Origin of the sequence: Mycolicibacterium madagascariense (assembly GCF_010729665.1) — a bacterium.
GTDB classification, from domain to species: Bacteria; Actinomycetota; Actinomycetes; order Mycobacteriales; family Mycobacteriaceae; genus Mycobacterium; species Mycobacterium madagascariense.
This window is the reverse complement of sequence record NZ_AP022610.1, coordinates 1658436-1671046: the sequence shown is the minus strand read 5'-3', so window position 1 is coordinate 1671046 and position 12611 is coordinate 1658436. Positions and strand designations below refer to the sequence as shown.

The window sequence follows — 12611 nt, the reverse complement described above, 5'->3', positions numbered from 1 at the left end:
TTGAGTTCCTACGACGAGCTGACCGCCCGAGCGCCCGAGCTGCTCAAGCTGCGAGCGCAGGTGCGGGACTTCCTCCGGGCCGACCGCGCGGAATTCGGATGGAAGCCCGCCGTCGACTCCTGGCTCGGCCAGTGGGACGAAGACTTCTCGGCCCGCTTGGGCGCCGCGGGATTCCTCGGCCTGACCATCCCGAAGCGCTACGGCGGCCACGAACTCGGCCACCTCCATCGCTACGTGGTGACCGAGGAATTGATCGCGACCGGCGCGCCGGTCGCGGCGCACTGGACCGCCGACCGTCAGGTCGCCCCCGGCCTGCTCACCTACGGCAGCGAGGAACAGCGGGAGCGACTGCTGCCGCGCATCGTCGCGGGCACGCTCCATTCGTCGATCGGCATGAGCGAGCACGGCGCCGGATCCGACCTCGCCGCGGTGCAGACCAGGGCCGTGCGCGACGACGGCGGATGGCGGCTGTCCGGATCGAAGGTCTGGACCAGCGGCGCGCACCACGCCCACCAGATCGTCGTCCTGGCCAGAACCAGCCCGCTGGACACCCAGCACCGCCACGCCGGGTTCAGCCAGTTCCTCGTCCCGTGTGACGCCGACGGCGTGCGCATCGAGCCCATCGTGTTGATGTCGGGCGCACACCACTTCAACGAGGTCCTCTTCGAGGAGGTCTTCGTCCCCGATGCCGACGTCCTCGGCGAGGTGGGCAATGGTTGGCATCAGGTCACCGCGGAGCTGTCCTTCGAGCGCAGCGGCCCGGAACGCATACTGTCCACCGGTCCGCTGCTGCTGGCGGCGATCCGGGCTCTCGGCGCGGGACCCGAATGCGACGACCGTACGGCCGCCGACGTCGGGGACCTCCTCGCGAGACTCATCTCCCTGCGCCAACTCTCGCTGTCGGTGGCGAGCGCCCTCACCGAGGGCGGCGACGCCGCGAACCTGGCCGCACTGGTCAAGGATCTGGGGACCAGTTTCGAGACCGAATCGGTGGCGTTGATCTCCGACCTCGTCGAGACGCTCCCGCCCGATCCCGAGCTGGCGGCGATGTCGACGACGGCCTGGCTGCACAAGCCGATGTTCACGCTGCGCGGCGGCACCAACGAGGTCCTGCGCGGCGTGGTGGCGCGGGGAATGGGTCTGCGATGAGCATCCTCACCGGTGGCGTGTTCGCCACGAAGGGCAGCGGGGACGATATCGCCGAATTGCGTTCTCTCGTCGACGATCTCGGGCGGCGTTCCTTCGACGCCCAGCTCGGACGGCGTGGCCTGCCCGACCGGTTCGACGCCGAGCTGTGGCGCAACCTCGACGAGACCGGGTTGGCCCGGTTGACCAGCGCGCCGGATGCCGATGCCGGCCCCCGCGAGCTGGCGGTGACGTTCTACGGGCTCGCCCGCCACGCGTGCGGCGTGCCGCTGGCTGAAACCGACGCCCTCGCAGGGTGGCTCGGAAGGCGGGCGGGCATCGAACTGCCCGACGGCCCGTTGACGCTGGCCCGCGCCGACGGCGAGTTCACCGGCGGTCGGATCCGCGGTACCGCCGTCGGCGTGCCATGGGGACGAGCCGCCACCCCCGTGCTTCTGGTCCGCGGTCCCGACGGCCCGCTCGTCGGCCTGCTCGACGCGAGCACCACGACGCTCACCCAGCACCACAACCTCGCCGGCGAGCCCCGCGACACCCTCCAATTCGACGTGCTCGCAGCGCAATTGAACGCGGTCGAGCACACCGTCGACGACGAGCTCACGACCCGCGGCGCGTGGTCGCGGTGCGTGCAGATCATCGGGGCACTGGACTCGGCTGCGATGCTATCGGTGGAACACACCCGCCAACGTCAGCAGTTCGGTCGCTCGCTCAGTGCCTTCCAGTCGGTTCAGCAGTCGCTGGCAGGCATGGCCGGCGAGATCGAAAGAGCCCGCGCCTCAGTCGAACTCGCCGTGGCCGCGGCTGATGAGCACGGCTTCGACTCCGTCGTGACCGACTACGCCGTCACGGTCGCGAAGGTCTCGGTCGGACGTGCCGTCGGCCCCGTGACGACGACCGCCCACCAGCTGCACGGCGCCATTGGCGTGACCAGTGAGCATCCGCTGTGGCTCTCCACCCTGCGCGCGCAGAGCTGGGTCGACGACTTCGGTACGACCAATCACTACGCCCGCCGCCTCGGCCGGCTGGCGCTGGCCGCGCACGACCCGTGGGACCTGGTGACGGGTGATTTGGCCCAGTTCGACGTCAACGCTAGATAAGGAGAAGAAGTGACGGTACAGCAGTTCGAAGGTGCATCGGCCATCGTCAGCGGCGGCGCTGGTGGTCTCGGCGAGGCCACGGTCCGGCGGCTCCATGCCGACGGTCTCGGCGTGGTGATCGCCGACCTGGCCGCCGACAAGGGCAAGGCGCTGGCCGACGAACTCGGCAGTCGGGCCATCTTCGTCAGCACCGACGTGACGAGTGAGGACAGCATCAACGGCGCCATCGAGCAGGCCAACCAGCTCGGTCGGCTGCGCTACGCCGTCGTCGCGCACGGCGGGTACGGCGTGGCCCAGCGGATCGTCGGTCGCGACGGCAGCCCGGCTGACTTCGGTGCGTTCACCAAGACCATCGACCTGTACCTCAATGGCACGTACAACATCGCGCGGCTGGTCGCGGCGTCGGTGGCCGCAGCGGAGCCCCTGTCGAACGGTGAGCGGGGCGCACTGGTCCTGACCGCGTCCATAGCCGGCTACGAGGGACAGATCGGCCAAACCGCCTACGCCGCAGCCAAAGCCGGCGTCATCGGATTGACCATCGCCGCGGCCCGCGACCTGAGCTCGGCGGGCATCCGCGTCAACACCATCGCACCGGGCACCATGAAGACACCCATCATGGAGTCGGTCGGCGAGGAGGCGATCGCCAAGTTCGCCGCCAACGTCCCCTTCCCCAAGCGCCTCGGCGCCCCGGACGAGTACGCCGACGCAGCGGTCTTCCTGCTCACCAACGGCTACGTCAACGGTGAGGTCATGCGTCTCGACGGCGCGCAGCGCTTCACCCCGAAGTAAGGCGAACGCGCCGACCGTGTGGGCAATCGTCGACGGATCGAGGAATTCTCGACGACGACCTACACGGTCGGCGGCCAGGCTAGAGGCGGCCCTCGGTCTGGAGTTCCGGGTGCACCCACGTCGGTGAGGTCTTCGTCTTGAACGCCCGGAAGCCCTCCCGCGCCTCGGGGCCGAACAGACTGGTCTGCATGCCGATTCGGTCGAACAGGCCCAGGTAGTTGTCCAGACTCGCCTTGACGGTGCCGCGTGCCGCGGGCGCCGTCCGGCAGCATTGGGCGAGAAGCTCTTTCGCGGTGCTCATCAGCTCGTCGTGGGGCACCATCCGCGCCACCATGCCCCAGTCCACGGCTTCTTCGGCGGTCAGCGTCCGCCCGGTGAACATCAGGTCCTTGGTGCGGACGGGTCCGATCATGCGCGCCAACACCTGGCTGTAGTAGGTGTCGGCGATTCCGCGGTACAGCTCGGGCACCCGGAACGTCGCCCGGTCGCTGACCACGGCGAGGTCGCTGCACATGGCGATCTGAAGTCCGCCGCCCTGACACAGTCCGTTGACGGCGGACACCACCGGTTTCGGCGACTGGCGCAGGACGTCGAAGGGCGTGACGTCCATGCCCATGGTCGACGCGAAGTCCATCCAGTTGTCCTCGGCCTGTTGACCCAGATCACCACCCGGCGCGAAGACGTCTCCGGTGCCGGTGAGGAGGAGACCCGCGAGATCGGGGTCGGCGTTGACGCGGCTGATGGCGTACCGGATGCCGAAGTACATCGCCGGCGTCATGGCGTTGCGCGCCTGCGGTCGGTCCAGGGTGCAGATCGCGAAGGCGCCCTCCCGTTCGAATCTCAGGTAGGGCGTTCCCAACCAGTCGCCGTCGGGTGGACGCGGGCCGCCGTTGAGGCTTGCGGACATGTGTGGGATCTCCTCCATTGCATTGGTGACAGTCGACTGTCATAGTATGGCCCCTAATCAGCCATATAGTTGTACGATTTCAGCCGCCTGGCGTAGCATCCGACGTGGTGCACGTCACTACGCATACCCGATAGCCCGCCCGATCCGGCGGCCGATGGTGATCTAACACGGAGGTAGTAAATGGGTTCTCTCGATGGCCGGGTCGTCTTCATCACCGGCGCTGCCCGCGGACAGGGTCGATCGCACGCCGTCATGTGCGCCGAACAGGGTGCGAACATCGTCGGGCTCGACATCTGTGAGGACCTCGACGTCGTCCCCTACAAGCTCGCGACCTACGACGACCTCGAGGAGACCGCCCGCCTGGTCGAGAAGACCGGCCAGGAGATGCACTTCGAGAAGGCCGACGTCCGCGACTTGGCCGCAGTGCAAAGGGTTTTCGACGCGGGCGTCGAGCGGTTCGGCCACATCGACACCGTGCTCGCCAACGCCGGGGTGGTCCTGACCAACGCCGACGAACGCGACGCGTCCGAGGCGCTGCGGCTGGGCCTGGACATCATGCTGATCGGCGTGTGGAACGCCTTCCAGGTCGCGATTCCGCACCTGAAGGAGCGCGGCGAAGGCGGCAATCTGGTCGCGACGAGCTCCATGATCGCGCTCCTGGACCTGACCGACGGCCGCGGCGGCAGCGACTCGTACCTGATGTCCAAGGTCGCGATCGTCGGCCTGGTCCGCGCCTACGCGGCCATGCTCGCGGCCGACCGCATCCGCGTCAACGCGGTGGCGCCGACCAACTGTGCGACGCCGATGATCCTGGAGAATCCCGCACTGTTCAAGGTCATCGAGGAGAGTCCCCACATCGTCAACGCGGTGCAGACGGCGCTGCCCGACATCCCGCTGATCGAACCCCGCGACGTCAGCAACGCGATCATCTTCCTCATCAGCGATGCGGGCCGCTCGTTCACGGGAAGCATGCTCAAGGTGGATGCGGGCATGGACGTGCGGCGCGGTTAGCCGGCACCCCGCCATGCACTACGGGATCGAGGACCGGTCGGCGCTGATCGTCGGTGGCAGCAAGGGAATCGGCTTCGAGGTCGCGAAATACCTTGCCGCCGAGAGCGCTCGGGTCGCGGTGATGGCCCGCACGAAGGCCGACGTCGACGCTGCGGTCGAGACCATTCGCGACTCGGGCGGCTCCGCGATCGGCGTCGTCGCCGACGTCGGCAATCCTGACCAGGTGGGTGATGCGGTCCGCGAGGTGACCGCCGAGCACGGCCCGCCCCTCATCGTGATCGGCCAGGCGAAGTACCAGCGGCCGGGAGACTTCGCCGACATCACCGACGTCACCGTGTATCGCGAGTCCTTCGAGTCGCACACGATGAGCCAGATCGTGCTCCTGCAGGCGGTACTCCCGGCGATGAAGGACGCCGGCTGGGGCCGCTTCGTCCACATCGGGTCGGCGACCGCCAAGGAGCCGGCGGGAAACATCCACCATGCGGTGGCCAACACCAGTCGACCGTCCACGATCGGCCTGCTGAAGACCGTGGCCGACGAATACGCCCGCTACGGCATCACGGTCAACACCGTGGCACCCGGCTGGATCGAGACCGACAACGCGCTGGCCTACCTTCAGCAGCATCTGGGCGCCAGCAGTGACGAAGAGCGGCGCGACTTCATGCTGACCCAGGCCCGGGTACCCGCGGCCCGCATGGGCAAGCCCGAGGAGATCGCGTCGCTTATCGCCTATCTCTGCTCGGAGCCTGCGGGATACCTCACCGGCAGCTGGATCGAGGTCGACGGTGGACTGCACCGCTCGGCGTTCTAACCCTAGGAGAACACGTGAAAACCCTTGACGCACCCGAACTCGCCTTCGCCAGCCTTCCGATGGCCGCCGACCGGGGCGAGGGCTGGAAGGTGCTGCGCGACGCGGGTCGGGTCGTGCTGGTCGACGGAATCGCCTACCTCACCCATCGCGAGGACGTCCTCGCCGCGTTGCGAGACCCCGGGCTGTTCTCGTCGAAGAAGGCCTTCGACGTGCTTGGCAGCCCACTTCCCCTGGTACCGATTTCGTTCGACCCCCCGGAGCACACCCGGTTCCGAAAGATCCTGCAGCCCTTCTTCAGTCCCAGCACGTTGAAGGCCATGCTGCCGTCGCTGCAGGAACAGGCCATCGCGATCGTCGACCGGGTCGCTGCGCAGAGCGAGTGCGAGGTCGTCGCCGACATCGCGATCCCCTATCCCTCACAGGTGTTCCTCACGCTGTTCGGGTTGCCGCTGGAGGACCGCGACCGGCTCGTCGCGTGGAAGACGTCGGTCATCGCGATCTCCGAGGCGCCCTCGCTCGAGGACGCGGACCTGACGCCGGCGCTCGAACTGGTCACCTATTTGACCGAGGCGATCAACGCGCGGCGGGCGAACCCGGGGCCGGACATCCTGTCGCAGTTGCTCACCGGCGACGAACCCCTCGACGACGCCGAGATCATGGGCCTGGCCTTCCTCTTCGTCCTCGCCGGCCTCGACACCGTCACCGCGGCGATGAGCTCGGCCTTCCTCGAACTTGCCCGCAATCCGGAGCTGCGGGCCAGGCTGCGCGACGACCCCGACCAGATGGGGGTCTTCGTGGAGGAGATCGTGCGGTTGGAGCCGCCCGCACCGATGGTGCCCCGCGTCACCACCGCAGAGGTCACCATCGGTGACGTCACGCTGCCACCCGACACCATGGTGCGGCTGTGCATCGCCGCGATCAACCGCGACGACAGCGACGAGATCTCCACGAACGACGTCGTACTGGACGGAAAGGTACACCGGCACTGGGGCTTTGGCGGCGGCCCGCACCGCTGCCTCGGGTCGCACCTGGCGCGTCTGGAACTCACGCTCGTGGTCGAGGAGTGGCTCAAGCGCGTTCCCGAGTTCTCCGTTCAGCCCGGCTACGAACCGCACATCGTCTTCCCCGCCAACACCTTCTCCCTGGCAGCGGTGCCGCTCACGCTGGGCTGATCGTCAGCCCGAGTACTTGTCGACGAGCGATCGCTTGTAGAGCTTGCCGGCATCGCTGCGCGGCAGCTGCGACTCGAACGAGATCGATCGCGGACACTTGTAGTGCGCCAGCCGCTCACGCAGCCATGCGAGGAGTTCGGTGCCGAACGCCTCGGTGGCGTCGGCGGGGTCGACGGTCTGCACCGCGGCCTTGACCGACTGCCCCATCTCGTCGTCGGGAATGCCGAACACAGCCGCGTCCAACACCTTTGGATGACCGATGAGCAGATCCTCGGCCTCCTGCGGGTAGATGTTCACGCCGCCGGAGATGATCATGTGGTGCCTACGGTCGGTGAGGTAGAGGTAACCGTCCTCGTCGAGGTAGCCGACGTCGCCGACCGTCACCCAGCCGTGCGGGTCTCGGGCCGCGGAGGTCTTCGCCTCCTCCCTGAGGTACTCGAAGGGATGGCCTCCCTCGTAGTAGATCTCGCCCGGCTGGCCCGGTGGCAGTTCCTCGCCGTTCTCGTCGAGGATGTGCGGGATGCCGACGAGGGGTCTGCCGACCGAGCCGGGATGCTCGAGCCAGTCCTCGGCGCGGATGAACGACGCGCCAACGGCTTCCGACGAGGCGTAGTACTCGTCGATGATCGGCCCCCACCACTGCATCATCTGCTTCTTGACGTCCACCGGGCATGGCGCGGCCGCATGCACCACTCGCTGCAGACTGGAGACGTCGTAGGACGCGCGCACGGACTCGGGCAGTTTCAGCATTCGAACGAACATCGCGGGTACGAACTGACCGTGAGTGATGCCGTGGCGCTGAATGCAGTCCAGTGCCGCCTCGGGGTCGAACTTCTCCATCACCACCGTGGTGCCGCCGAGGGACTGTACCGCCATCGACCAGAACGACGGTGCGGTGTGGTACAGCGGCGCCGGGCTCAGGTAGATCGAATCATTTGTGATGCCAACGGCGCTCAGCAGCGGCGCGATGATGTTGGGGGCCTCGGCGGGTGTGAGACCCGTCAGCTCGCGGCGGATGCCCTTCGGGCGTCCGGTGGTTCCCGACGAGTACTGCAGCAGATCCCCTTCACTCTCGTCGGAGATCGGCGTAGCCGGTTGATCGGCAACGCGACATGGTTTACTAGGTCAACCTAGTGAAGGAGTGTGGCCGATGGACTTCGGATTGACCGAGGAGCAGGATCAACTCGCCGAGGCCGAGCGATCCTGGTTGACCCGTCACGATCCGATCGCCCGGGTCCGGGCGACGCTGGACGGCGCCCCGATCACCGTCGACCCCGACGCGCGTGCCCATGCGGCCGAGTCGGGACTGCTGTCGCTGCTCACTCCCGAGATGGGCGGCACGCACGTGGATCTCGCCGTCGTGGCCGAGGCACACGGCCACGCCGCGAGCTCGCTGCCGATCGCGGACGTGGCCCTCGCCACGTGGCTGCTCAACGAAAGTGGGCTGCCGCGCGGTGAATTCGTCGGACTGGCCCGCTGCGCCGACGCGACGGCCGACGGCGGCTCGCTGCGCCTGACCGGAGCGAGCAGCCCGGTGCCGATGGCGGCCGACCTCGACGCCGTCGCCATCGTCGGACTCGTCGGTGACGAGGAATTCGCCGCCGTCTCGACCGCGCCCACGACGACCCCCATGGCCACCCTGGATCTCACCCGATCGTGGGCCAGGCTCACATCCGACGGGGTGATCGACGAATGGCACACAGTGCCCACGGGCACAGTCGGTTTCGTCAGGGACGCGCTCGCCGTGCACCGGGCCTTCGACGCACTCGGCGCGGCCGAGCGGCTGCTGCAGATGACGGTGGAATACGCCGGACAGCGCGAGCAGTTCGGCGTGCCCATCGGATCGTTCCAGGCCGTCAAGCATCACTGTGCGGACATGCTCCTCGCCGTCGAGGCCGCCAGGGCGGCGCTGTGGGCCGGTGCCCTCGCGCTGGACACCGCGACGGGCGCCGCTCGGACGCGTGCCGCCAGCGCGGCGGCGGCCTATGCGAAGTCGGCCGCGGCGCGGGTCGCGGGCACCGCCCTGCAGGTGCACGGCGGCATCGGATTCACCTGGGAGCACGACCTGCATCTGCTGCTGCGCAGGATCAAGGTCGACGAGGCCTTCGACGGCACGGTCACCGAACACCGCGCAGCGCTCGTCACGGCCTGACATCAGCTGCGCCTCTCCCGCGGCAGGCCGAGTCCGCGTTCGGCGATCAGGTTCCGCATGATCTCCGAACTGCCCCCGGCGATCGTGTAGGCGCGGGCGTAGAGCCACTCGTCCTGCCAACGGCCGCCGTCGGGCACGTCGGGGTCGCCCTCGACCAAGACGCCCGTCTCACCGCCCATTTCGAGGGCGAAGCGGGCCATCTCGAGGTTGAGCTCGCTGAACATCAGCTTGGCCATCGCGCCGTCGTGCATGCGCTCCCTGCCGCGCTGCCAGCGGGTGAGGTTGGCGTAGGTCAGCGCCGAGAGCGCTTCGACCTCGGCGCTGAATTCGCCGATCCGGTCGCGCACCCGGTCGCTGTCGATGGCGGGGCGACCGTCGAGTTGGGTGCGACGGGCGAGATCGATGAGCCCATCGATGGCCAGTCGCAACTTGACCACCGCGGCGCCGACTCCGGTCCGTTCGTGCCCGAGGGTGGCGTTCGCGATCGCCCAGCCCTGCCCCGGCGCGCCGATCATCGCCGTGGCGGGCACCTCGACCGAGTCGAAGAAGACCTCGTTGAAGTCCGACGTGCCGGTCAGCTCGCGCAGCGGGCGAACCGTGACGCCGGCGCTGCGCATGTCGAGGATGAACGCACTGATGCCCTTGTGCTTGGGAGCCTCGGAGTCGGTGCGCGCCAACAGATATCCGTAGTCGGCCCAGTGGCCGTCGGTGGTCCACACCTTTTGACCGGTCACGGTGTAGGTGTCACCGTCGAGCACGGCCTTCGTGCGCAGCGAGGCGAGATCGCTACCGGCACCCGGCTCGCTGAACAGCTGGCACCACTGCTGTCGTGCCGCGCGGATCTCCGGTAGGTGTGCGGCGCGCTGTTCATCGGTGCCGTAGTGAATGAGCGCATGGGAGGCAAGGGCATTGCCGCTCGGGACGCCGGGCACGCCGGCGCGCGCCAGCTCCTCCCCGACGACGATGGCGTGTTCGGCGGAGCGGCCGTCACGGCCCCCGTACTCGGGGGGCCAGTCCGCGCCGACGTAGCCCGCCTCGAAGAGTCGAGCGGTCCAGTCCTGCAGCGCCTTGAACTCCGCCTCGTTCTCGGCACTGCGCACCCCCGCCCGCGGCGGTATCGGTGGCGCGAAATCCTCGACGAACGCGCGCACCTCGGCGCGGAAGGCCTCCAGCTCCGGGCCCATGCCGTATTCCACGTCTGCGTCTTCCTCTAGAAGGTGAACTCGTCAACGACTCAACAGGACGGCTGCGGCGTTGTCGCGCAAGACGTCCGGGCTACCGACCAACACGGCGTTGGCGCGGGCCCGGCGCAGCAGCAGGTGAACGGGGTGCTCCCAGGTGAAGCCGACACCGCCGTGGACCTGCAGGGCGCCCTCGGTGACGACGATGCCGGCCTCGAGTGCGGCCGCCGCGGCGAGCTCGGCCAGGTGCGCCGATCCCTCGAGGTCGGCGTCGGCGGCGGCGAGCACCTGACTGCGGGCCCCCTCCAGCGCCACCAGCATGTCGGCGCAGCGGTGCGAGACCGCCTGAAAGCTGCCGATCGCCCTGCCGAACTGACGGCGCTCACCCGCCCACTGCACCGCCATCGCCAGCGCGCGCGCAGCCACGCCGACCGAGTCGGCGGCGACTGCCAGCAGCGCCTGACTTCTGGCCCCGCGCAGGACGTCGAGGACGTCGGAACCGTCGGCCACGACCTCGCCCGCGGCACCGGTGAGGGTCACCGCACCGATCGTGGCGGTGAGATCGAGTGGCTGCTCGGCGGTCACCTCGACCCCGTCCGCGGACGTCTCGACTGCCACCAGGACCGGACCATCCGCGCTGCGCGCCAACACGACCAGCACCTCGGCACTGGGCGCACCCGCCACGATCGGTACCGCGCCGCTGACGACCGTGCCGTCCCATTCGGGCAGCTCGGGTCCCTCGACCGTCCACCCGGCGTCCGACAGCGGCACCGCGAAGGCCGCCGTCGCGCCCGCGGTGATGCGCCGAACGAGATCCTTTGCGCCACAGTGCACGGCGACGTCCAACGCCGTCACCGTCGGCACCAGCGGTGCGGGCGCCAGGGCCTTCGCCGCCTCCTCGATGGCGGCGTAGAGCAGGCGTGGCCCGGCCCCGCCCCCGCCGAGGGACTCGGCGACCGCCAGACCGGGCAGCCCGAATTCGACCAACGCCTGCCACACCGCGGGTTCGGTGGCATCGATCGGGCGCGTGCGATCCAGCAGCGCCGTCACGTCGACCGTGGCGGCCAGGGTCTGCGCGAGCACCTCACGGAGCTCGCGCTCGGCGTCCTCGGGGACCGCGAGCGGGGCACCGGGGGCGACCGTGGCCACACGCGTGCCCTCGCCGCGGTGTGACGGCAGCCCGAGAACGCTCTCGGCGATCGTATTGCGTTGGATCTCAGCGGTTCCCGCGCCAATCGTGGTGGCGCGACTCATCAGGTAGCCGAAGGTCCACCGGCCGCCGTCGATGGCACCGCGGGCCCGACTCCCCAGCGCGGCGTGCGGACCGACCGCCCTCAGTGCGAGCGCATGCATGTGCTGTTCGAACTCGGACTTGACCAACCGGTTCACCGACGCCACCCCGCCGGGATCCTCGCCGCGGAGCACCGCCGCCAAGGCGCGAGCGCTATTGGCGGCGATCGTGCGCACCCCGGTCTCCAGGCGCGCGACGTCCTGGCGGATCAATGGATCGTCGGCGAGCCCACGCGACACGACGAGGTCGATGACCCGGTCCGCGGTCTTGCGGTACTTGAATTCGTCGGCCAGGAACGCCGTGGCGCGCTCGTGGCCCAGCGACGTCCGCATGATCGACCAGCCCTCGCCCTCGTCACCGACGCGGTAGGCGACGGGCACCTCCACGTCGTCGAGGAACACCTCGGCGAAGTGCGCAGCCCCGCTGACGTCGCGCAGCGGCCGGACGGTGACGCCCTCGGCCTTCATGGGAATCAACAGGTAGGTGATGCCGTCGCTGGGCTTGTCGCCGGACCCGGTGCGCACGAGCGCGAACATCCAGTCGGCGCGATCGGCCATCGTGGTCCAGACCTTCTGGCCGGTGACCCGGTAGACGTCGCCGTCGCGGACGGCCCGCGTCGAGAGCGACGACAGGTCGCTGCCCGCGCCGGGTTCGGAAAACCCTTGGCACCAGAACTCATCCGCGCGCAGCAGGGGTCGAAGAAACCGCTCCTTCTGCTCGGAGGTGCCGTGCGCGATGAGGGTGGGGGCCACGATGAACGACAGCGGGCACGGGTGCGGCGGTGCGCCTGCATCCGTCGTCATCCGGTAGTAGTCCAGCTGATCGGCGAGCGGCAGCTCCAACCCACCGACGGCGCGGGGCCACCCCGGTGCGGCCAGGCCGTGGTCGACGAGCTCGGCGTGCCACGCGCGGCCCGCCTCGATGCGGTCGGGCTTGGCACCCGACCGAGCCGCCTCGGAGCGCCGCACGACGAACTCGGACAGCAACGCCTCGAGTGCGGGACGCCATTCACATGACTGCATCAGACCTCACAAAGTCAACCTGGTTAACTATGTTG

Annotated in this window: 10 protein-coding genes and 1 pseudogene; 7 read left to right on the top strand and 4 right to left on the bottom strand. The window is 68.9% G+C overall.

Going from position 1 to position 12611, the window contains the following annotated elements:
* Genes G6N60_RS07865 through G6N60_RS07855 form a run of 3 tightly spaced genes read left to right on the top strand, consistent with a single transcriptional unit; the run spans position 1 to position 3029 of the window.
* Positions 1–1149 carry an acyl-CoA dehydrogenase family protein gene (locus G6N60_RS07865; protein WP_163734915.1) on the top strand — a complete coding sequence of 383 codons (1149 nt, stop codon included), beginning with the start codon at positions 1–3 and terminating at the stop codon, positions 1147–1149.
* Positions 1146–2240 carry an acyl-CoA dehydrogenase family protein gene (locus G6N60_RS07860; RefSeq protein WP_163734914.1) on the top strand — a complete coding sequence of 365 codons (1095 nt, stop codon included), beginning with the start codon at positions 1146–1148 and terminating at the stop codon, positions 2238–2240. The genes G6N60_RS07865 and G6N60_RS07860 overlap by 4 nt, the downstream gene beginning before the upstream one ends.
* A gap of 9 nt (positions 2241–2249) precedes the next feature.
* Positions 2250–3029, top strand: a complete 780-nt coding sequence (locus G6N60_RS07855) for an SDR family oxidoreductase (RefSeq protein ID WP_163734911.1) — start codon at positions 2250–2252, stop codon at positions 3027–3029.
* A gap of 79 nt (positions 3030–3108) precedes the next feature.
* Here the strand turns inward: G6N60_RS07855 and G6N60_RS07850 are convergent, their stop codons facing one another.
* Entirely contained in the window at positions 3109–3936 is an 828-nt protein-coding gene (locus G6N60_RS07850) for an enoyl-CoA hydratase/isomerase family protein (RefSeq protein WP_163734906.1), read from the bottom strand.
* A 180-nt stretch (positions 3937–4116) separates the two neighbouring features.
* Between G6N60_RS07850 and G6N60_RS07845 the strand changes: the two genes are divergently transcribed.
* Genes G6N60_RS07845 through G6N60_RS07835 form a run of 3 tightly spaced genes read left to right on the top strand, consistent with a single transcriptional unit; the run spans position 4117 to position 6930 of the window.
* Complete coding sequence (locus G6N60_RS07845; protein WP_163734903.1) at positions 4117–4947, top strand: mycofactocin-coupled SDR family oxidoreductase; 831 nt, start codon at positions 4117–4119, stop codon at positions 4945–4947.
* A 13-nt stretch (positions 4948–4960) separates the two neighbouring features.
* On the top strand, positions 4961–5758 hold the full coding sequence (locus tag G6N60_RS07840) for an SDR family oxidoreductase (RefSeq protein WP_163743624.1): 798 nt from the start codon (positions 4961–4963) through the stop codon (positions 5756–5758).
* Between the two features lie 59 nt (positions 5759–5817).
* Complete coding sequence (locus tag G6N60_RS07835) at positions 5818–6930, top strand: cytochrome P450 (RefSeq protein WP_246241184.1); 1113 nt, start codon at positions 5818–5820, stop codon at positions 6928–6930.
* A gap of 3 nt (positions 6931–6933) precedes the next feature.
* On the opposite strand, the pseudogene G6N60_RS07830 reads toward G6N60_RS07835, so the two are convergent.
* Positions 6934–8037 (bottom strand): annotated as a pseudogene (locus tag G6N60_RS07830) (AMP-binding protein); the annotation flags it as partial.
* A 43-nt stretch (positions 8038–8080) separates the two neighbouring features.
* Here G6N60_RS07830 and G6N60_RS07825 point away from each other — a divergent pair.
* The gene (locus tag G6N60_RS07825) at positions 8081–9082 is read left to right on the top strand and encodes an acyl-CoA dehydrogenase family protein (protein WP_163734897.1); all 1002 of its coding nucleotides are present in this window, start codon (positions 8081–8083) and stop codon (positions 9080–9082) included.
* A 2-nt stretch (positions 9083–9084) separates the two neighbouring features.
* On the opposite strand, the gene G6N60_RS07820 is transcribed toward G6N60_RS07825, so the two are convergent.
* Both G6N60_RS07820 and G6N60_RS07815 read right to left on the bottom strand, forming a co-directional pair.
* Positions 9085–10278 carry an acyl-CoA dehydrogenase family protein gene (locus G6N60_RS07820; protein ID WP_163734894.1) on the bottom strand — a complete coding sequence of 398 codons (1194 nt, stop codon included), beginning with the start codon at positions 10276–10278 and terminating at the stop codon, positions 9085–9087.
* Positions 10279–10308: 30 nt separating this feature from the next.
* The gene (locus G6N60_RS07815; RefSeq protein WP_163734891.1) at positions 10309–12576 is read right to left on the bottom strand and encodes an acyl-CoA dehydrogenase family protein; all 2268 of its coding nucleotides are present in this window, start codon (positions 12574–12576) and stop codon (positions 10309–10311) included.
* Positions 12577–12611: the final 35 nt, after the last annotated feature.

What these genes read in the sequence shown, in the direction of transcription:
- G6N60_RS07860 (WP_163734914.1), top strand. Translation starts at nt 1,146, where the DNA reads ATGAGCATCCTCACCGGTGGCGTGTTCGCCACGAAGGGCAGCGGGGAC.
- G6N60_RS07845 (WP_163734903.1), top strand. Translation starts at nt 4,117, where the DNA reads ATGGGTTCTCTCGATGGCCGGGTCGTCTTCATCACCGGCGCTGCCCGC.
- G6N60_RS07825 (WP_163734897.1), top strand. Translation starts at nt 8,081, where the DNA reads ATGGACTTCGGATTGACCGAGGAGCAGGATCAACTCGCCGAGGCCGAG.
- G6N60_RS07850 (WP_163734906.1), bottom strand. Translation starts at nt 3,936, where the DNA reads ATGTCCGCAAGCCTCAACGGCGGCCCGCGTCCACCCGACGGCGACTGG.
- G6N60_RS07835 (WP_246241184.1), top strand. Translation starts at nt 5,818, where the DNA reads ATGGCCGCCGACCGGGGCGAGGGCTGGAAGGTGCTGCGCGACGCGGGT.
- G6N60_RS07840 (WP_163743624.1), top strand. Translation starts at nt 4,961, where the DNA reads ATGCACTACGGGATCGAGGACCGGTCGGCGCTGATCGTCGGTGGCAGC.
- G6N60_RS07815 (WP_163734891.1), bottom strand. Translation starts at nt 12,576, where the DNA reads ATGCAGTCATGTGAATGGCGTCCCGCACTCGAGGCGTTGCTGTCCGAG.